General features: G+C 33.1%; 18 protein-coding genes and 2 pseudogenes. 12 read left to right on the top strand and 8 right to left on the bottom strand.

The window, feature by feature from the left end; genetic code table 11:
• The 5 genes from WHA_RS01135 (at position 1) to WHA_RS01115 (ending at position 6139) form a co-directional block, all read left to right on the top strand.
• Positions 1–990, top strand: coding sequence for a phytanoyl-CoA dioxygenase family protein (locus WHA_RS01135; RefSeq protein WP_006280067.1), 990 nt, complete (start codon positions 1–3; stop codon positions 988–990).
• A complete protein-coding gene (locus tag WHA_RS01130; protein WP_006280068.1) occupies positions 991–2766 on the top strand; it encodes an ABC transporter ATP-binding protein in 1776 nt (591 codons plus the stop codon). It abuts the gene before it with no gap.
• 1 nt (position 2767) lies between these two features.
• Positions 2768–3817, top strand: coding sequence for a threonine aldolase family protein (locus WHA_RS01125; protein ID WP_006280069.1), 1050 nt, complete (start codon positions 2768–2770; stop codon positions 3815–3817).
• Positions 3814–4866, top strand: a complete 1053-nt coding sequence (locus WHA_RS01120) for a threonine aldolase family protein (protein WP_006280070.1) — start codon at positions 3814–3816, stop codon at positions 4864–4866. The genes WHA_RS01125 and WHA_RS01120 overlap by 4 nt, the downstream gene beginning before the upstream one ends.
• 127 nt (positions 4867–4993) lie before the next feature.
• On the top strand, positions 4994–6139 hold the full coding sequence (locus WHA_RS01115) for an MFS transporter (protein WP_015588898.1): 1146 nt from the start codon (positions 4994–4996) through the stop codon (positions 6137–6139).
• Between the two features lie 17 nt (positions 6140–6156).
• Here the strand turns inward: WHA_RS01115 and WHA_RS01110 are convergent, their stop codons facing one another.
• Both WHA_RS01110 and WHA_RS01105 read right to left on the bottom strand, forming a co-directional pair.
• Positions 6157–7464, bottom strand: coding sequence for a UDP-glucose dehydrogenase family protein (locus WHA_RS01110; RefSeq protein WP_006280072.1), 1308 nt, complete (start codon positions 7462–7464; stop codon positions 6157–6159).
• 64 nt (positions 7465–7528) lie between these two features.
• On the bottom strand, positions 7529–8443 hold the full coding sequence (locus tag WHA_RS01105; protein ID WP_015588897.1) for a DMT family transporter: 915 nt from the start codon (positions 8441–8443) through the stop codon (positions 7529–7531).
• Positions 8444–8683: 240 nt separating this feature from the next.
• On the opposite strand from WHA_RS01105, the pseudogene WHA_RS06710 reads away from it, so the two are divergent.
• The 5 genes and pseudogenes from WHA_RS06710 to WHA_RS01085 form a co-directional block, all read left to right on the top strand.
• A pseudogene (locus WHA_RS06710) lies at positions 8684–8839 on the top strand (patatin-like phospholipase family protein); the annotation flags it as partial.
• Between the two features lie 120 nt (positions 8840–8959).
• Positions 8960–9433: a hypothetical protein gene (locus WHA_RS01100; protein WP_015588896.1), complete on the top strand. Its 474-nt coding sequence runs from the start codon at positions 8960–8962 to the stop codon at positions 9431–9433.
• Between the two features lie 189 nt (positions 9434–9622).
• On the top strand, positions 9623–10432 hold the full coding sequence (locus tag WHA_RS01095) for an ankyrin repeat domain-containing protein (protein WP_015588895.1): 810 nt from the start codon (positions 9623–9625) through the stop codon (positions 10430–10432).
• Between the two features lie 12 nt (positions 10433–10444).
• The gene (locus tag WHA_RS01090; protein ID WP_015588894.1) at positions 10445–10789 is read left to right on the top strand and encodes a hypothetical protein; all 345 of its coding nucleotides are present in this window, start codon (positions 10445–10447) and stop codon (positions 10787–10789) included.
• 148 nt (positions 10790–10937) lie between these two features.
• Complete coding sequence (locus WHA_RS01085) at positions 10938–12266, top strand: IS4-like element ISWosp9 family transposase (protein WP_041573564.1); 1329 nt, start codon at positions 10938–10940, stop codon at positions 12264–12266.
• Between the two features lie 36 nt (positions 12267–12302).
• Here the strand turns inward: WHA_RS01085 and WHA_RS01080 are convergent, their stop codons facing one another.
• The 3 genes and pseudogenes from WHA_RS01080 to WHA_RS01070 all read right to left on the bottom strand — a co-directional run bounded on the left by WHA_RS01080 (position 12303) and on the right by WHA_RS01070 (position 15572).
• Complete coding sequence (locus WHA_RS01080; protein ID WP_007548651.1) at positions 12303–13634, bottom strand: DNA recombination protein RmuC; 1332 nt, start codon at positions 13632–13634, stop codon at positions 12303–12305.
• Between the two features lie 173 nt (positions 13635–13807).
• A pseudogene (locus tag WHA_RS07460) lies at positions 13808–14789 on the bottom strand (IS3 family transposase).
• 72 nt (positions 14790–14861) lie between these two features.
• Positions 14862–15572: a class II aldolase/adducin family protein gene (locus WHA_RS01070; RefSeq protein WP_041573502.1), complete on the bottom strand. Its 711-nt coding sequence runs from the start codon at positions 15570–15572 to the stop codon at positions 14862–14864.
• 280 nt (positions 15573–15852) lie between these two features.
• On the opposite strand from WHA_RS01070, the gene WHA_RS01065 reads away from it, so the two are divergent.
• Positions 15853–16476 (top strand): ATP-binding protein, encoded by a 624-nt coding sequence (locus WHA_RS01065; protein WP_015588891.1) that lies wholly within the window; start codon positions 15853–15855, stop codon positions 16474–16476.
• Here the strand turns inward: WHA_RS01065 and tsaB are convergent.
• The 3 genes from tsaB to WHA_RS01050 all read right to left on the bottom strand — a co-directional run bounded on the left by tsaB (position 16471) and on the right by WHA_RS01050 (position 19313).
• The gene (gene tsaB, locus WHA_RS01060; RefSeq protein WP_015588890.1) at positions 16471–17055 is read right to left on the bottom strand and encodes a tRNA (adenosine(37)-N6)-threonylcarbamoyltransferase complex dimerization subunit type 1 TsaB; all 585 of its coding nucleotides are present in this window, start codon (positions 17053–17055) and stop codon (positions 16471–16473) included. The two genes, WHA_RS01065 and tsaB, sit on opposite strands and share 6 nt — an antisense overlap.
• The gene (locus WHA_RS01055) at positions 17055–18185 is read right to left on the bottom strand and encodes a cation:dicarboxylate symporter family transporter (protein WP_015588889.1); all 1131 of its coding nucleotides are present in this window, start codon (positions 18183–18185) and stop codon (positions 17055–17057) included. The genes tsaB and WHA_RS01055 overlap by 1 nt, the downstream gene beginning before the upstream one ends.
• 138 nt (positions 18186–18323) lie before the next feature.
• Entirely contained in the window at positions 18324–19313 is a 990-nt protein-coding gene (locus tag WHA_RS01050) for a ribonucleotide-diphosphate reductase subunit beta (protein ID WP_006280119.1), read from the bottom strand.
• 131 nt (positions 19314–19444) lie between these two features.
• Between WHA_RS01050 and WHA_RS01045 the strand changes: the two genes are divergently transcribed.
• Complete coding sequence (locus tag WHA_RS01045; protein WP_006279908.1) at positions 19445–19783, top strand: outer membrane protein assembly factor BamE; 339 nt, start codon at positions 19445–19447, stop codon at positions 19781–19783.
• Positions 19784–19897 lie beyond the last annotated feature (114 nt).

Genomic DNA, 19897 nt, shown 5'->3' with positions numbered 1-19897 from the left:
ATGAAAGCATTGCAAAAAAATGGTTTTTTTATTATCAAAAATCTAGTTCCTTTAGAGTTAATAACTCAGTCTTTAAATGATATAATAAGCAAGATATCAAAGTTATCTCAAGAATTAGGTGTTTCAACTTCTGACTATTTAAACTGCACTGGAAGATGGGGTACATCATCTCAGGTAACTAGAATTGTATCTCAAGTATTAGATAAAATTATTAAAAATTATCTTGAAAAGTCACTTCAATGCCAGATACTGCAGAAAAAATCAAATGTTATATGTAAAACTGCTGATTTAATAGATGCAGTTCCCTTCCATCAGGACATCTCTTATAGCTTTAATGACCCTTATCATTTTTCTGTTTGGCTAGCTTTGAATAATGTCAATAAAACTTCAGGTGCACTACAAGTTATAGAAGATAGTCACAACTGGAAAATACAGCCTCTAGTTGATTTTTGGCATCCATACTTTTTGGATCAATACTCGGATAACCGGGAAAATTATAAAATTAAGTCACTACCTATTTCAGCAGGAGATGCGATAGTTTTTGATTCACGGTTATGGCATGGTAGTGATAAGAATATAGATGCTAAAGATAGGTTTGCTTATGTTACGAGATGGGTTGTAAAAGATAAAAGTCTTCCTTGTGTGCCAAAACCTCAGCCTTCAGTTTTTGGTATATTAAACTGTGGTGCATTAACAGAATTTATACTGAGAGAATACTTATCATTATTTCGTCGCCAGGAAAGTATAAAAACAAAAAATATGGAAGAACTTATTAAGAGCTGGTTAGCCTTTATTACAGACACAACTACAAATATTTCTGAGGTCAACACTGCTGAAGCTAAGCGAGATTTATATAAGCTACTTATTCTGAATCAAGCGTCAGCACTACATGATGCTGGAGACATTTCAGGAAAAATATACAAAAATTTATGGTTTTCACTGCTTGTATTTCTCAATAAAAAAGTCAATGTGGTGGAGCTAGCATTATAAATGAACAAAAGTAGAGTTGGTAGTTTCAAGTATATATTGGTGTTCATTTTGAATATCTTATCCAAGTTTAAGCTTAATGTGCTTGTAATGTTCCTGGTTGCCCTAGTAGTGGCTGTTGATTTATCTTTTAGAAAGTATTTAGTAAAAAATATCTTAGATACAGCTGTAAAATATCAAGAAGGTAATGTAATTGAAAATCTTTTATTACCTGTAAGCGCTTATGTTTGTATGGCATTACTTATTACTACTGCTTTTAGATTCTATGGCTATTTTGTTGACATTCGAATGTTTACCTCAATGCGTCAAAAAATAGCTGATATGTCTTTTTACAGGCTGCTTCAGCAAGACCATTCCTATTATCAAAACAACCTATCCGGAAGTTTAGTATATAAGGTCAGTAACTTAATGGATAGTGTGATAGAGCTAATAAGACTGCTTATAGACTGTTTCTTTAGTTATAGTATAGCATTAATCTTGGCTATTTATACTTTATCACTAGTAAATATAAAGTTTGCAATAGCTACATTCATTTGGGTGAACATTTTTATTTTGATTTCGGTTTTCAGTTTTCGGGTGCTTACCGGATTAGCCGATGATCATTCTAAACAAAGTTCACAAGTAATAGCGGGTATAGCCGACAGTATTTTAAATGTTATATCAGTAAGGTTATTTTCTCGGCAAGCGCATGAGAGGCATAAATTTTTTCAAGTATGCAAGAAAAAAACTATTGCAGAAAGAAAATTACAATGGGCATACTTTTGGCTTTGGTTTATATATGGCTATTCATTTGATATACTCCAAGCAGTAAACTTGTATTTTTTAATTCATGATTATCAATTGAACAAGATTGCAATAGGAGATATTGCTCTTGTACTTGGAATTAATATATCGATTATAGAGTTTCTTAACCATCTAACTAGGAATCTTACCCAATTTTCTACTCATTTCGGCAAAGTTTCAGATGCATTGCCAATCTTGACTACCGTACCAGAAATTCAAGATAAGGAAAATGCTAAAAAATTAAATTTATTAAGTGGAAGAATAACGTTTAATAATGTTTCTTTTTCTTATGAGGGTCAGAAGTCATTATTTCAAGATTTTTCAGTTACCATTAATCCTTGCGAAAAGGTAGGTCTAGTTGGTTATTCTGGAGGTGGTAAATCTACTTTTATAAACTTAATCATAAGGCTATTTGATGTTAAAAAAGGTAATATACAGATTGATAATCAAGTAGTATCGGAAGTTACACAGAGTTCTTTGAGGCAACAAATATCTGTAATACCTCAAGAACCATTGTTGTTTCATGATACTATTTTAGCAAATATTATATATGGTAAACTTCAATCTACTATCGAAGAAATAATAAGAGCTGCAAAGCTGGCTGGTATTCACGATTTCATTATGACTCTACCCGATCAATATGAAACTGTAGTCGGAGAAAAAGGCATAAAGCTATCTGGAGGGGAAAGACAAAGAATAATCATAGCGAGAGCATTTCTAAAAAACGCTCCGATATTATTTTTCGATGAGCCAACTAGTCAGTTAGATTCTATAACAGAGAAAACAATTCAAATGAGTTTATTTAAGTTGATGGAAAATAAAACCACCATTACTATAGCACACCGTATTTCTACACTTTTACATATGGACCGAATTCTAGTATTTAACAAAGGAAAAATTGTCCAAGATGGTAAACACGCTGAATTAGTTTCTAAGCAAGGTCTTTACAAGGAACTTTGGAATGCTCAAATTGGTTGTTTGAATGGCAAAAAATAAGATGGAAAAAATTATTGATCTGAGAAGTGACACTACAACTCTGCAGAGCTCCAACGTTATACATGCAATAAGTAATGCAACTGTTGGAGATTTTGCTTATGGTGAAGACAAAAGCTGTAATGACTTATCAGAATATTGCAAACAATTATTCAAAGTAGAAGAAGCATTATTTGCAACCAGCGGTATGCTTGCAAATAGATTAGCCATTGCCAGTCAAACAAGTCCTGGTGATGAACTAATAACTCATTATAATTATCACGTTAATTTTTTCGATAGCGCAGGCAATGCAAAAGTAAATAATATCGTATTTAATTGTATTAGAAATAATAGCGGAATCTTAGATGTTGCTGAAGTAGAATATGCTATTAATTCTAAGCCAAGGTACAAAATTTTTGCTCAGGTGAGTCTTGTTTCTATAGAAAATAGTATAAACGGGTTTAATGGTAAAATTTATCCTTTTGAAAAACAAGTCGAGTTATATCACTTTTTAAAAGCTCACAATGTAAATCTTCATTTAGACGGTGCAAGAATATTTAATGCTCATGTCGAAACAAATATTGCTTTAGCAGATTATGCTAAATATGTGGATACAATGAGCTTTTCTTTTACCAAAGGACTTGGAGCTCCTTTTGGTTCAATGCTTATGGGTAAAAGAGAGATAATTGAAAGGGCTAAAAAGCTACAGGTTTGGCTAGGTAGTGGTTATCATCAGATAGGGTATTGTGCTAATGCAGCAAAGTATGTACTACAGAACAATATTTCTAGGCTTAAAGAAGACAATAAACTCGCCAAACTGTTTGCAGACAAGATTAAGGAAATTCCACACATAAAACTGGTACTACCTTATCCAGAAACTAATATAGTAAGCTTTAGTATAAAAGCACTAAATGTAACTAATGAGGTTTTCTTGAGTAAGTGCCAAGCTTATGGTTTATTGCTTTTTCCTTGGCTCGAGTCTCATATAAGAGCAGTTACCCATCTTGGCACAAAGGAAACAGACATCATGAAAGCTGCTGAAATTATAAAGGAGGTTGTGTTAAATTTAATATGAGAGTAAAAATAGATTTCTTTAGCGATTCAAACACTGACCCTTCAGCTAAAATGAGGGAAGCGATGGCTAAAGCAAAAGTTGGAAACGAAGCTGCATGTGAAGATCCAACTGTGAACGAATTAGTGGCAACCGCATGTAAAATATTAGGTAAACCTGCAGGAATCTTTTTGATTTCAGGAACGATGTCCAATGTAATTGCTTATAAAGTACACATTCAAAGACCTGGTGATTACTTGCTGCTTGATGAAACTTCACATCCACTCATAGTACAATCTGGCTTGATCGCAGCCCAGGCACATGCTACTCCTTTGCCCATCAAAGGTACAAGAGGAATATTTACTGGAGAACAAATTGTTGAGTTTATTACTCGTCCTAGTTTAAGAAATATTCCGAGAGTTGGGCTTGTTTCTATCGAACAAACGACAAATTTTGGTGGTGGAGCTGTGTGGCCTTTAGAATATATTCAAGAGATCTCAAGTCTCTGCAAAGAGAATGACGTATTCACTCATTTAGATGGAGCAAGACTGTTCAACGCTTGTGCTCATACTAAAATATCTCCAAAGGAGTATGCAAGTTATTTTGATTCGGTATTCATTGATTTTAGTAAAGGATTAGGTGCTCCAATGGGTGCAATATTGCTTGGAAGTGAAGATTTTATTGAAAAAGCTTGGTACTATAAGTTTCAAATTGGCGGAGGTATGCACCAAGCTGGCATTATTTCAGCTGCATGTTTATATGCTCTACGTAATAATGTAAATTCTTTAGAAGAAGATCATAAAAAAATGCAGCACCTTATAGAAGGCCTAGACTCCATAGATCAAGTTATAATTGATATCGACCTGTATAAAACTAATATAGCGTATTTTTCATTACGTACTAATTGTATATCTACTCAAGAATTAATAAACGTACTAATGACAAATTATGGAATTAGAATGGCTAACATCAAAGGTAAAATCAGAGCTATAACACATAGAGATATAAGCTATGAAGATATTAATACTACTGTATCTGCTATAAGAAAGATACTAAGTAATTTTCTGCACTAATTGTTTGCAAACTTCTTGTCAAACAATATTATACCAATATAGTATTATGCTAGCATCTGCATAGAGCTATTTGGGAATAGGTGTGAACTTTGTCTTCTTTCAATATTTACTATTCTTCTGTGGATATATGCTGCTTTATTTATCAAGACAAAGTATACCAATTGCTCTACCACTGTTAATAGATACTGACCATGTAAAATTAAGCTATTTTTTTGCCTGCTTTTCTTTTTTTTATGGAGTATCAAAATTTGTTAATGGAATAATCATGGACTCCAAAAATAATCCATTATTTATGTTTGGGCTATGCAATATTGCAACTGGATTATTAACCATTGGTATAACTTTATCATATAATAATCTAACTTTATTACTGTTAACATTAATATTATTAGCTTGGACACAAGGGTTAGGTTGGCCAGCTATTACCAAGTTTATGGTTACAAACTCTAGCATCTCTTTAATTGCATCATCATGGGGAGTTATGAGCGCATCTCAGCAACTTGGTTCTTGTATTACTTTAATTGTATTACCAAGTATAATTAAAATATATAATGCAAAAAGTGCATTTTTGTACTCTGGTTTCTTATGCTTACTTTTTGGAATTTATATAATATTAAAGGCATATTACAAAGAAAGTGCCAACTTTACTACCTATTATAAGGTGCAGAAATCTCAAATAGGTATCAAGGTAACAAGTTCCATATGGTTTCTATGTTGTGCTACTTTTTGTGCTTATATTATAAAAATGGGAATCTTCTTTTGGTTTCCTATAATTTTAAAGAATAAATTACAAATTTCTCTTGTACAATCCTCACTAATAACAGGCGTATATGATTTAGGTGGAATCCTTGGAACTTTAATAACAGGAAGAATTAGTGATATGTACTTCTTTCAAAATAGAAGCTTGCTGGCATCACTTTATATGTTGGGTATAGCACTCACTTTTATTGCAATGAACTTTGGTCAAAACATAATTCTTATGAACCTTTGTGCAATCTTATCAGGATTCTTTATATTTGGAGTGCAAGTACTGACAGGTGTTATAGCTGTAGAAATTGCTCCACAAAATAATGTATGTGCAATTGTAAGCTTAACAGGATTATTTGGGTATATTGCAAGTTCAATATTTTCATGCGTGCTCTTAGGAGTACTTGTTAAGCACTGTGGTAACAGTATTATGTTTTCATTTTTTTCCATTTGCTCTGTTGTTGCACTCGTTTGCTTTTCCATACTATCAAGCAAAGATCTAAAAAAACTAAGTAAAGCGGTGTAAAAAAAATTTCTCAACAGTTAAACTTTGTAGATAGATTTTTTACCCAAGGAATAAACATGGTAACCATATCTTAGTAATAGCTCGCTATCTAATAAATTACGGAAATCAAAAACATTAGGTGCAGCCATAATACTCTTTAAACTTGCAAAATCTTGATTTTTAAATTCTTTCCACTCCGTTAACAATAACAAGGCTTCCGCGTCCCTTGCAGCCCCTATAGCATTGTCCGCGTATTCTATATCCTTTAGAACTTGCCTAGCATTATCCATCCCCATTGGGTCATATGCAGTAATTTTAGCCTTGTTATTCACTAACAATTGTGCAATATCTATAGCTGGGCTATTTCTTACATCATCAGTACCAGACTTAAAAGTTAGCCCCCATATTGCTATTTTTTTATTTTGGACTCCATTTAATACATATTCTACCTTTTTAGCAATGTTTGTTATATGATTATAGTTAGATTCCTTAACTGAATTTAAAATTTGTAGCTTGACATTGTGATCTTCAGCAAGCCTTATTAAAGCTGACAAATCTTTAGGAAAACATGATCCTCCAAATCCTGGACCAGCTTTGAGAAATTCCTTACCTATTCTATGGTCCATTCCCATACTGTTAGCTAAAAGGTCAATGTCTGCTCCTAATAGCTCACATAAACCTGCCATCTCATTGATAAAAGCAACCTTTGTTGCTAGAAAAGCATTAGAAGCATATTTAATCATTTCAGCAGTAACTGTATCAGTGACTATTAACGGAATATTCTTATCTATAAATGATCTATATATAACTTCTAGTTTTGCTCTAGCTAGCTTAGTTTTTACTCCTATTATTATCCTATCTGGGTATAAAAAATCTGATACTGCAGAGCCTTGCTTGAGAAACTCTGGATTAACCCCCAAATCAAAGTTATAGCCCTTATTAGATAAATAATTATATATATTTTCTGCAGTACCAGGAGGAACAGTTGACTTTATCACTATTAAGCAATCTTGATTAACTCTCTCAGAAACTTCACTTACTGCATTATATACATTCTGTAAATTTGCATTTCCTAGGGAGTCTGATGGAGTATCTACAGTTACAAACACTACTTCTGTGTTGGGATTTATTTGAGAATACGAATCGAAGAATCTTATCCTTTGTAACTTTATATTATTCTCTAAATAGTCTGCTAATCCAGGCTCATATATAGGAATTTTTCCTAATTTCAATAACTCAATCTTCTTAGTATTTATGTCAATGCAATCAACGTTATGACCCTGCTCTGATAACATTGCACAAGATACTAAACCTACATACCCTATTCCTATAATGGTTATATACATCTTGTCATCACCTTAAAAATATCCTAATGTAGCTCAACTGCTTAAACATTTAAAAAGAACATCATTAACAATTAGAGTCATAAATTTTTACTCTAGCGTTGCATACATTATTTTTCTTAATTACTTTACTTTCTGAATAAACTATAAACAAAGTCGATGGTATTAATATTAAAATACCATACAAAGCACTTTTATCAGGCAACTCATTAAACATAACATATGTTACTATTGCAGAAATTATTAGCTCTATGTATCTATATGGTGCAAGTGCAGTAGCATCTGCAAGAGTAAAAGCTTTTAATATGAAGAACAGAATTAGATTTGAATTAATTCCCAAAATCAGTAGTAATACTAATTCTAACAAGGAAGGCAAATGCCAATAAAACAGCAAAGGCACAGTGGAAAAAATAGTTGTTGTTAGAGCTGAATAAAATAACATACTTATCACGGACTCTTTTATTGCGAGTTTCTTATTAAGTATGTCTAATATAGCAAAGATTAATGTAGATACAATAAAAATAAGAATTTTAGGATTAAAGTCTTCACTATAAGCTTTGGTAGTAATAGCAATACCAACAAAGCCAATAACAGTTACTGACCATCTTTGCCAAATTATATTTTCATTTAGTAAAGGGATTGCAAGAAGTATAACAAATAATGGTATAGAAAAACTTATAATTGTTGCAGTTACTATGGGAAAAATATCTAACCCATAGGTCCACAAGGTTATTCCAACAAATAACAATACTCCTCTAGTTATCTGAATAGATATTTGACTTGTTTTAAAAGCTTCTCTTCCATAGTAAAGCATAAAAGGTACAAGGGTAATAGTGCTAAATAAAAAGCGGAAAAAGATTACTTCAAAACTTTGGAGATGTAAACTTAGATATTTTGATATAGTATCATTAGCTACACTACTAAATAAACTAAGTATAAACCAGATAACTCCAAGTAAATAAGCTCTTAGTCTGTAATCCACAAAACTCCTAATTTAATATACAAACTTCCATGATGTGCTCATATAACTTCGCTGCAAAAAAGGTTGATAGCATACAGGCTCTCTTCTACTTACTGTTCTAACCATATTCACAAATTTTTGCTAAAAGTAGCATTAGAAGTATTATACAAGATATGTCTTTAATTGCGTAATTTTAATAGATTTAGAATAGAGATTATCTGAGCAGGGAGTTACTGACTGATTTTTTTGTAATATAAGATAAGAATGATAGACATTCAATCACAACTAAAAGTAGCATCAGCTGAGATGGATAATGTAACACCTAAAAATATTAAATGTCTGCAGCAGGAGGCAAATGCAATGATAGAGGACAACCAGGAATTAATAGATAAATTTTTGAAATGCCAAGCAAACTAAAGAAATAAAGCAAAGAAAGGTTTAAAAAACATAGTTTCGCCCAAAAAGCATACTAAGGGGCAAGAAGCTAAAATTTCAAACGATAAGCCAAAACCGCTACATGAGCAACCTCTAAAGTTGATGGAGAAGACCTCTAAAGTAAAAAAAGATAAAAAAGGAATAAAAGAAAAAATAAAAAGCTTAAAAACAAAGAAAGCAAAACCCGTAGAGAAAGAGCTGAAAAAGGGCAACGTGTTCAAAAAAGGCTTCAAAAAGCTAAAAGGGAAGCTGAAGAGCCTAAACCCCATAAAAGCTAAGAAAAACAAGATAATCGGGAGCAAGAAGTTAGCATTTTTACTAACATCTGCTACAATTGTGGCAATTTTACCAACATTCAGTTTAGCTCCTCTTCCAGCCTTAGCCATAACTTCTGCATGTGTTTTCAGTATTAACTTTATCGCAGTCAAGACACTAAAGAAATTTATTAAACAACGTAAATTAGCAGCAGAATCTAAAGAAGAGTCAACTCTACTAGCTAAGCCAGAAGAAGAAATTCAAGATGTGTCTATAAAACCAGTAAGTAAAGAAAATTCAGAGCAAATTTCTAAGGAATAGATTTCTACATTAATATACTACCTTAAATACTTTTCTATTTCTATTTAAATATTATTTATTCAATATAAAAGTAGTAGTAAAGCTAGTGGCTTCTTTGTAAAATACTAACTAAACGGGTATGCGAGTTAATAATTTAAAAACGTTTCTCGCTGCATACTCTAATACAAACACACTTTTTGTGGGGTTGCTATGACAGTAGAAAAGATTTTACAAAAGGCTGCAAAGGAAATTTATCACTTCAGACATCCTAGTATTTTTTCTTTATTAGTTAGTGCAGTTTTCAAATGGATCATAAATAGTAGATTGGGTGTTAGTTTTTTACATTTTGCTGCAGAAAAGAACTTTTATAATATCATTCGATTCCTTGTCAAACATGGTGCTAACGTTGATGCTGCAGATAGAGAAGGCAATACAGTACTACACGTTGCTTCCATATTTGGCTTTATCGAAATAGTACAAACTGTTGCAGCAAGGACTGAAAATATTAACGCCTATAATATTTACGGTAATACTCCTTTACATTTTTCAATAAAGTATAAGCAATTGTATGCTATGCAAAGGCTATTACGATATGGTGCAGACATTAATCGCCTAAATGGTCTAGGTGAGTCACCTCTTCATATAGCTGTAAAATGTGCTGATGGGGTAATGTTGGGGTTACTGATAAAGGGAGGCGCCTTTCTCGAAACTAAAAATGCAGAAGAAAGTACTCCTTTGCACCTTGCAGTTTCATTAAATAAGAAAGAGTATGTAGAGCTTTTATTGCGAAGCTGGGCAGATGTTAACGCAATTGGGAAAAGTGGTTGTACACCGCTGCATCTGGCTGTTATGAATGGCAATAAAGAAATTGTGGAATTATTGCTGAGTAAAAAAGCAAATGTTCATCTGAAATGTTTTTATAACTCTAAAGAAGGTTACACAGCACTAGAGAACGCTGTAGCGGATGAAAACGAAGAAATTACAGAATTATTTCTGCTTTACGGAATAACCTTAAAATAGCGGAGTGCAACAATGTCCTACGAGCAGATTTCTATATGTGGCATAATACTAATCATTGCTATTAAAATATTTTCCTTTTTTAGGAAACGAGCGTATAAAAGTCTTATCAGAAAGATGTCACTAAAAGAGCGTGAAGAGAAAATTGAACATAACCTTCAAGTTTATAAAGAAAATCTAAAAATAATTGGTGTTGCAAAACCGATAGGTAAATGGACAAAGATGGCTATCCTCAATAATGAATTGATGCAGCGGTTAGCACGATTGATACAGGAAGAAGGCGATGAGAAGGGATATTGGGAGCTATTTGTAAAAGCTCAGGCTTCAACTCAAGGCAAATATAAGGGAAGAGGGCGGTAGCTCCGAAAGTTTCCCATTGTTGTTGGCTTCCGGGAGTGTTAAATAAACCATACGCGTCAAGTTAAGGAAAAGTGTAAGTAAAGTTGATAGAGTGAAGGAAAATAATAAGGTATAAATTCTCTTGGATATATGAATGAGAGAACTTACAATGGACAGAATAGCTTGCTTATCAAAAGACCTCAATGAATTCTTTAATGAAAAAGCAGACGAAATATCAATTGCAGTAGGTTTTATAAAAAGAAAGAGAAAACTTAATGGCTCATCATTCATAAAAGCTATGGTTTTTGGTAACATAGGAGTTGATGATTGCAGCATAGAAACAATGTGCCAATTGCTAAATGAAGACTCGATAGAAATTACAAAACAGGGTTTAGATTTTAGGTTTAGTGAAGAAGCAGTTGAGTTCATGAAAAAAATGTATAACGAAGCTTTGTGTTTATTTAAAAAAAGTCTACAGATTGATTGCAAAATTTTACAGCAATTTGGAAGCGTTAAATTATTGGATAGCAGCTACATTAGCCTGCCCAGTAGCATGGAAGATATGTACAAAGGATATGGCAGTAGCTATAGAGATTGTGAGAATAATACCAAATCAGGAATAAAGCTACAGTTAGTCTTTGATTACCTGAATCAAGCGCTAGATAAGTTAAATTTTATGGAAGGAATAAGGTCGGATCAAGGTTATAGGGATTATCTGAACGGTTTATCAGCCAATGATTTGCTAATATTTGACTTGGGCTACTTTGTGCCTAGTTCTTTTAAACAGATTGATGAAGCAGGTGCATATTTTGTTAGTCGTTATAAGTCTGATACCAATATATATGATATAGAAACAAATCAAAAAATAGAGCTATTGGAGTATTTGGAAGGTCAATTATCTTCAGAAAAAGAAGTATTATTAGGAAAGGAAGTAAAAATTAAGGTAAGAATTATATGTCAAAAGCTAACTGAAGAACAGTCTATGGCTAGAAGAAGAAAGGCTAATAAATTAGCAAAGTCACATGGATATACATCTTCTCAAAAGAATCAAAAGTTATTAGATTGGTCAATATTTATAACTAATGTTCCAGAGAGTAAAATTAATGCTGAACAAATATTGACGGTTTATAGAGTAAGATGGCAAATCGAATTACTATTTAAACTATATAAAAGTCATATCAATCTTGATAAACTAAAAGGAAAGACAAATCCATTTAGAGTATTGTGCGAGCTATACGCAAAATTATGTGCTATTCTCGTATTTCACGGAATGATTGGCTGTGTAAAACTAAAAAAGAACACGGAGCTCAGTTTAACAAAGGCATTTATTGAATTGAAAAGGCGGGTTAGAGAGCTCTTTTTGATATTAAACAATATTGTCAATAATTTAAAAATTTTTCTAAAAAAGCTTACTATAATCTGGTCAAAGTTTTCTTTGAAAGACAGATATAGGAAGACCAGGGTATCTACTTTAAGCTCTCTACATTCCTTAACTTGACGCGTATGGTTTTTTGAACATTCCCTGTTAAGATGCCTAATCTACTTTCAGCCCCTCAGTATGTAAACTGCGTGGTAAAGACTCTAATTCCTTTGCAGCACTTAAACTTTTATTTTTTGCATGTATACCAAGCTTATTGAATTCTCGAGCAGCAGGAAACACCCTTGCTTCAAGAGAGCCAGCAGTTTTATTATAATGATCAACAGCACTTTTTAAGCTCCTGCGCAAATTATCAAAGTTTTCACCCATTGTGCAAATGCGCTCATATAAAATATGACCTAGTTCACTGATTTTCTTTGCGTTTTCAGCTATCATCTCTTGCTTCCATCCATACGCTATTGCTCTCAGCAACGCAATTAGAGTGATCGGTGTTGCAATGATCACTTTTTTTTCCACTCCAATCTCTATCAAAGCAGGCTCATATTCCAGTGCTGCGCTAAAAACCCCCTCCCCTGTTAAGAAAAGCACCACAAGTTCTGGCGTATTTTCAAATTGATTCCAATACTCTTTTTTACCCAAGTCATTTATGTGTTTTTTTATTGCCAGGGAATGGTTCTTTAATTTCTCCTTTTGTATTTGCAAATCATTTTGTGATATAGCATCCATGTAAGAATCAAGCGGCACTTTAGCATCTATTATTATTTGCTTTCCAGATGGCATTTTGATTATTAAATCAGGACGCAATAAATTATCCTCGTTTTTATCAATCACTGACGGCTGAGTAAAAAAATCGCAATACTCAATCATTCCTGCCATTTCTACCACTCTTTTGAGTTGCATTTCACCCCATTTGCCCCTAATGTGAGGTTTCCTCAGGGCATTAGCAAGGTTGGAAGTTTGGTTCATCAGCGCTCCAATTTGCTCCTTTAAACCTTCATAGGCCCCTACCCTCTCCTTTTCTAGCTCACGTATTTCATTATCGAATTTTTCTAATTTTTCTTTTATTGGAGTTACAACTTCGTTGATCGTTGCTTGTCTTTTTTTGAAATCGCTTTCCGTTTCTTTTAATTTACTATCGATTACTTCCTTTGCTAAGTTCAGAAAATTATTGTTATTTGTTTGCAAAGCATCAAGAGAGAGCGCTTTAAAAGTGTTTGTTAATCTCTCCTCTGCTTTTGTTAGTAATTCTATTTCCTTTTTCTTTTCCTCACGTTCTTTTTGCAGAGTTACTTCAAGTTCTGCTCTTTTGACCCTTAAATCAACTATTTCTTCATTCTTCGTAAGCAAAGTTTGCTTTGTTTCTTGAAGTTCTTGCTCTAATTTACATAAATTACCCTCAAGGTTTGCTTTCTTTTCGCTCAGTTTTTTTACGATAATGTAGAAAAATAGTAATAGAGAGACAACCAGAGCTATAGAATTGAAAAGCATCAGAATAAAAAAGCTGTATTTACAATTCTATATGATTTTTGTGTGTATAAGAAAGAAAAAAGGAGCACCTAAAGAGGTGACCTTACCCAGAAAAAGTAGAGAGAAAGTTAAGACGTTTTTATCATGAGAATAAATTGTGCAGGAATGCAATAGTTAATAGTAGAATGTCTACGTTATTTGTTATAAAAGATTTCTATGTATTCAAATATGGCAGTTCTGGTTTGTTGAGCGAGAAGTATCAATAAGCAGCTCCCTTTTAAGTGAACTTTTCTGCAACAGAGTTATCGTAACAACAGCCCTTATGGCTCATGCTGGAAATGATGTTTTTTGTATTCAATAGAAATTGGTAATTTTGAGAGGTATACTGTGACCCTTGATCGCTATGTAACAGCAGATTTTTATCGGGTTTGCGTTTATCAACGGCCATCAATAAAGAATCTATAACTAATTATCATGTTACTCATTAACCACCATGCGTGAATATAGGTCAATTATTGCCGCCAACAACCTTCTTTAGTTTTTATGTAGGTAATCCCAAACTTTATTTGGCTGATCAGTAGTAAAATTTTGATCCAATGTGTTCGGAGCCACAACTCGGTTGCTTATTTGCTGTTTTTTATTTTTGAACCTTCGTCTAAGCTTGGTTTTAATGCCATTTTCTTGCATAACACTTTGTACTGTTTTAATTTTTGCCTAAAGCTTTTAATTCAGCGTGAATTTTAGGGGCTCCATATCTGCATTTAGAATGCTTGATGTATTTTTTGAATATCTGCTAGAAGCCCTTCTTTTGCTAATTCTTTACTGCTTTTTTCCTTAGCAACCAATACCACCAGTACAAAACCCTACATAGTTCCTGTGTTTTATAGCAATTTCTATATAAAAGAATACTTTACTCTTTTTCTTTGCCCAGGGCTTTTTTTAAGATGTCTCTTTCTCTTATTAGCTCTTTTTTTAGATCAAATCTTTCTTTGTCATAAGGAGCCTTTGCCTGGAAATGCGTATGCTCCAGACATTTTTCCATCATATTTTCTTACTTAACATACTGCCATCTATACCTAGATCTTTTGCTATTTTTGTACTTGCTTGACCTGTTTCTTTAACCAGCTTAACAGCTTCTAATTTGAATTCTGCTGTATATTCTCTTCTATTTGTCATATTTTGAAAAAACGTTTTATTTTACTCCAAAAACGTCTTAACTTTCTCTCTACTTTTTCTGGGTAAGGTCACTTACAACTTACTTTTAATTAGTCTAACCCATGCGTGCCAATCCCTCTCACCAAGATTGCTTTCAAAAGATAGGAGATCCTTTACAGCTTTTGAGCAAATTTCTTCACTTGGAATTGATAACTCCTTATTCATTGCTAACGTTAAACATTGAGTTTTGCACGCTTGTTCTAAATGATACGTGTAAAACATTGCTTCTTGTATACTCCGACCACACGTTATAGATCCATGATTACGCATTAACATGACAAAATTTTCTTTCAGATCAGCTATTAACCTCTTTCCTTCTGTATCGCTAAGTGCTAGGGAATTATAATTATGGTAAGAGATTTTATTGTAAAAGTGCAGTGCCCATTGACTTATAGGAAGCAGCCCATCTTTGAGAGAAGAAACCGCTACAATAGAAGGTGTATGCAAGTGAAAAATTGCTTGAATATCTTTCCTTGCTTGATAAACAAAACCATGAATTATATAGCCAGTTCTATTATATTGATATTCTTTGCCTTCAACTACATCTCCATCAAATGATACTTTCATTAACGAACGTTCATCTACTTCATCAAAACGCATACCAAACGGATAAATATAAAACGACTTTTGATCTTCAGAACGCACTGAAAGGTGAGTATATGTATGATCATCGAACTTAAGGTAGGACAAAATCTGATAGGCATAGACTAGATCCCTTTTTACTCTGCTCTTTGTTAACAACACAATCCTCTGTTAGAATCTTCTGAAGGTTTATACGCGAAAAGAGACTTGTAGTAAACTAATAAGTCTATGCCACTCTGTCTTGCTTTCTGAATACCAAACACTTTTGTGTTGTAGCTTGCTTAAAAATAGTTATCGTTATTATAGAGTTTATATACAGAATTTATGTTTTTAAATTACACAATATCTTAACTACAAAAATAATTTTCTATATAATATTTCATATGTTTTAAAGCTTCATTTTTATGTTATTATAAATGTAAGTTTCAAGATTGAAAATAATATGGTAAATATTAACACAAAAAAACAGCCAGCAGGATTTTTCATATATCTCTCTGGTCTTTCGGGAAGTGGTAAACTTTCCACAGCAATAGAATTATCTAATATGATAGACGCATTAATTGTAAATAGCAAGTTCTATAACAATGTTCAAGCTTGCTCTATATACGATGGTGTCTTTGAACGTGATCCAATACCTAAAGAAGTTCAAGATAGAATATATGGCATTATGCAAATTATGCTTCAGGTAATAGAAAATTATCCGATTCACTCAAAAAATTACATATTTATTGATGAGTTGATGGAAAATAATGACCAGAACATGAGGATGTATGATTCAATAGTAAGGCTTAGTAAAAAAATGGGCACAGAAATCCTTCCTGTAGTACTCAGGTGCGATCTACTGACATTACAAAAGCGTATTGCATTAAAAAGGCAAAGAAAAAATAGGAGGGTGATTAATGTAAATAACGTTATAGAGAAATTGAGGACTAACGATTCATTTATACCACCGAGTGCCATAGAGATAGAAAATTCAAATATGAGTATAAAAGAAGTAGCTCAAGAGATAGTAAACCAGATGCACAAGCTTAGCCAAATTGCGTGTATGCAAAAGAATAATCTATAGCAATTTCATATACTGAGGCTCATTTAAATATAAAGCTTCAACTTCGTTTAATTTTTGCTTGTTCTTCAGTCTATAATGAACTAATAGTCCTGCATGGCTAGCATTTAAATTGCAATCCATATGTGTACTGCTTGTAGCGTGACCAGGGTCACATGCTGCAGTTGGACCAGACAGCGGCAATAAATTGAAATCAAATAACTGCGTATAAAACCCTTGAGCATTTTTGATTATAGCTCTGATATTTTTTTTGCTATTTTTACAAAGCAAAGATATTGCATAGGCTTGAACTTCCAGCGCACTAACTCCATATAACGGCTTATTTGTAGCAAGATTTATACCTTGTGCTGCTGATATACCAACTCTAATTCCAGTGAAACTTCCTGGTCCAACTACTACCGCTAAATGGTCTATTTTATCGTAGTTATAATTGTGCTTATTAAATAAAGTATTTAAAGTTTTAAAAAATGATTCTGCATGACTATTGCTGGCGGAATTGCGCTCTACAAAACAATTACCATCATAATCAACTATTGCTATTGAACTACCAATACCTACAGTATCAATCGCTAAAATAGACATTACTTAAGCTTATCATAGAGTTTTGCAAACATCATAGTAAAGGCACCATTACCCATAACATTTGCTGAAGTGATTATTGGATCAAACACTATATACAATGCTGTAATTAACGAAAGCATTTCTGGAGAGAATTTGAGATGTTTCTCAAGAATAGGTAGCATTACCATAATTCCTCCTGCCGGCACTGCCACGATAGCAAACTTAAATAACAAAAAATAGAGAAGAAAAGTTACATAATCTATTGTGAATAATGAATAACCGGAGGCAATTATCATTGATAATATTATAATAAAAAAGCAATCACCTACTAAATGAAAGCTAGCAGTTATTGGTACAACAGACGATGCTATGTCAGGTTGCTTTACATTTTTTTTGCTTCCTTCAAGAGTAAGCGGCATAGTTGCATTACTAGACATTGTGCTCATTGCAGTAATAAATGCCGGTATCATATTGCCTATACTAGCTATCCAGCTTGTAACCTTGAATGAATTTGCTGCTCCATATAAGAGGAAAACATAAAGGTAGGTTGCAGATGCTATAATAATGAAAATTATTGAGTAATCCTTAAATATTATAGATAAAACTTGATCATGCTGCATTTTTAAAGCAAGCCCAAGTACAAATATTGGAATAATCGGCGTCAAAAACGTTTTCAAAATAAAGAGAGTTAAATCTAACATTTTGTTCGAAAGCTCTTTGCTTTTCTTGGGTAGCAATGTGGACACTACTATGCTGGATACAAATCCACAAGCAAGGGCATAAAAATTAGAAAGGAGTAGCGGCAGCCTAAACGACCATAAAGGAACAATTGTTTCTTCATACGTTATATCTTGTATTGAATAAGTGTTTTGTATGATAAAATGCCCAACAGAATAAGCTATTAAACTTGAAGCCAGATTCGATAAGAAGATCATTATAATAAGTAATAATATAAACTTTATAGCTGACTGCTTAAGATTGTTAACACTGCTAAAGATTAACGCAAAAATAACAAAAGGCATTATAAATAGCAAAACCTCTTTTATACTAAGGCTCACTGAGTACAAGAAGGTTTTTATTTCCATTGGAACTAAATGACCAAAGAATGCAGCTGAAGTGATGACCGTGAGTAAGATTAGTAGTTGTAGCACGTTCTTATATACCAATGTTCTATGGACATATATATGGTAAGTTAGTTGTTAAGTAAAGCAAAACTGCCTAAACTGCACAGCAAATGGTGTAATGAAAGTAGCTGACACTGGAATGACAAAGAAGAGTGAAATTAGCACTCACTTATTATTCGTGTCGTTTTCAGTAAAAGCCTCCTCCCATGTGCCTTGAGTTGCTGCACGGCTATACTCTGTTACTCTATTTTCAAAGAAATTCGTATGTTCCACGCCATTTAGTATTTCATCAAGCCACGGAATAGGATTATCATTGACATCATATATGGACTCAAGACCTAATTGCATTAACCGTCTGTTTGCTACGTAGCGTATGTAATTGCGCACTTCTTCTGCGGATAGTCCTTCAACATCTCCTAAATCAAAGGCAAGCTTTATGAATTCGTCCTCAAGTTCAACGATGGTGCGACATGCAGAATATAATTCCTCTTTAAACTCGTTGTCCCAAATTTCATTATTCTCTTTAATAAATGTATTAAATAACATGATAATTGAATTGGTGTGCAAAGTTTCATCACGGGCTGACCAGGCGATTATCTGCCCCATTCCTTTCATTTTTCCAAAACGTTGGAAATTGAGCAAAATTGCAAATGATGCAAATAACTGCAACCCTTCAGTGAATGCACCAAACACTGCTAGAGTTTTAGCTACATGTTTTTTATCGTGTTTTTTGCTTTCCTCGAATTCCAACATATATTCATATTTCTTTCTCATAGCATCATACTTTAAAAATGCTTGATACTCACTTTCTGGCATGCCAATTGTGTCTAAAAGATAAGAATAAGCTGCAATGTGTATGGTTTCCATATTGGAAAAGCTTGCAAGCATCATGCATATTTCTGTTGGCTTAAATATATTTGAATAATGCCTCATGTAGCAGTTATTTACTTCAATGTCTGCCTGAGTAAAAAATCTAAAGATCTGGGTTAGTAGATTTTTTTCTACACTTGAAAGTTTAGTTTTCCAATCCTTCACGTCATCAGCGAGCGGAACTTCTTCAGGTATCCAATGGATTCTTTGTTGCTGCAGCCACGCATCATACGCCCAAGGGTAATTAAAAGGTTTGTATATTGGATCTGCTTCTAACAATGACATAAGACACCTATTATTTTCTAAAGTAAATATTATATTAAGTGATATTGAGAATCAGTCAATTTAACTTTTTTGAAATTTGACGGCAGATAATTTATTAGTGTATTATAGCTTCAAGTAATTTATCAACAGAAATGCGAGTATTAATATCTTTTATTTTATTATTTACAGTGAGCTGCACTCACACTATTCACAATCACGGAGCTCCTGGCATTAGTGTTGAATTGTGGAGCAAGATAAAAGTAGGTGACGATAAAGAAAAAGTGGTTCACACTTTAGGATCACCAACATTAGTATCAAAGTTCGATGACAATGTTTGGTACTATGTCTCATATAAAATTAAACAAGCCAATTTTTTAGGAAAAAGGAAGTATAGTAGTAAGTCTCTGCAAATTTCATTCGACCAGGACGGTAAAGTTGAAGATACAAAAGAAACTGACATCTTAGAGAGATCTTTGGCTGTTTCTGATTGAAAGTTTGCTCAGATCTTCCTACGTCATACCGCGGTTCATTCCATAACTGTACGAATATTGTGATTTTAGTCCACTAGGAAGGATGTTACCCAAGTAGCATGACACTTGTATCTG

The organism is Wolbachia endosymbiont of Drosophila simulans wHa, assembly GCF_000376605.1.
In the GTDB taxonomy this organism is placed as follows: domain Bacteria; phylum Pseudomonadota; class Alphaproteobacteria; order Rickettsiales; family Anaplasmataceae; genus Wolbachia; species Wolbachia pipientis.
This window is presented reverse-complemented; position numbering and strand designations above follow the sequence as displayed.

What these genes read in the sequence shown, in the direction of transcription:
- WHA_RS01110 (WP_006280072.1), bottom strand. Translation starts at nt 7,464, where the DNA reads ATGTATATAACCATTATAGGAATAGGGTATGTAGGTTTAGTATCTTGT.
- WHA_RS01050 (WP_006280119.1), bottom strand. Translation starts at nt 19,313, where the DNA reads ATGTCATTGTTAGAAGCAGATCCAATATACAAACCTTTTAATTACCCT.
- WHA_RS01065 (WP_015588891.1), top strand. Translation starts at nt 15,853, where the DNA reads ATGGTAAATATTAACACAAAAAAACAGCCAGCAGGATTTTTCATATAT.
- WHA_RS01090 (WP_015588894.1), top strand. Translation starts at nt 10,445, where the DNA reads ATGTCCTACGAGCAGATTTCTATATGTGGCATAATACTAATCATTGCT.
- WHA_RS01135 (WP_006280067.1), top strand. Translation starts at nt 1, where the DNA reads ATGAAAGCATTGCAAAAAAATGGTTTTTTTATTATCAAAAATCTAGTT.
- WHA_RS01125 (WP_006280069.1), top strand. Translation starts at nt 2,768, where the DNA reads ATGGAAAAAATTATTGATCTGAGAAGTGACACTACAACTCTGCAGAGC.
- WHA_RS01130 (WP_006280068.1), top strand. Translation starts at nt 991, where the DNA reads ATGAACAAAAGTAGAGTTGGTAGTTTCAAGTATATATTGGTGTTCATT.
- WHA_RS01045 (WP_006279908.1), top strand. Translation starts at nt 19,445, where the DNA reads ATGCGAGTATTAATATCTTTTATTTTATTATTTACAGTGAGCTGCACT.
- WHA_RS01120 (WP_006280070.1), top strand. Translation starts at nt 3,814, where the DNA reads ATGAGAGTAAAAATAGATTTCTTTAGCGATTCAAACACTGACCCTTCA.
- WHA_RS01115 (WP_015588898.1), top strand. Translation starts at nt 4,994, where the DNA reads ATGCTGCTTTATTTATCAAGACAAAGTATACCAATTGCTCTACCACTG.
- WHA_RS01080 (WP_007548651.1), bottom strand. Translation starts at nt 13,634, where the DNA reads ATGCTTTTCAATTCTATAGCTCTGGTTGTCTCTCTATTACTATTTTTC.
- WHA_RS01085 (WP_041573564.1), top strand. Translation starts at nt 10,938, where the DNA reads ATGGACAGAATAGCTTGCTTATCAAAAGACCTCAATGAATTCTTTAAT.
- WHA_RS01100 (WP_015588896.1), top strand. Translation starts at nt 8,960, where the DNA reads ATGGAGAAGACCTCTAAAGTAAAAAAAGATAAAAAAGGAATAAAAGAA.
- WHA_RS01095 (WP_015588895.1), top strand. Translation starts at nt 9,623, where the DNA reads ATGACAGTAGAAAAGATTTTACAAAAGGCTGCAAAGGAAATTTATCAC.
- tsaB (WP_015588890.1), bottom strand. Translation starts at nt 17,055, where the DNA reads ATGTCTATTTTAGCGATTGATACTGTAGGTATTGGTAGTTCAATAGCA.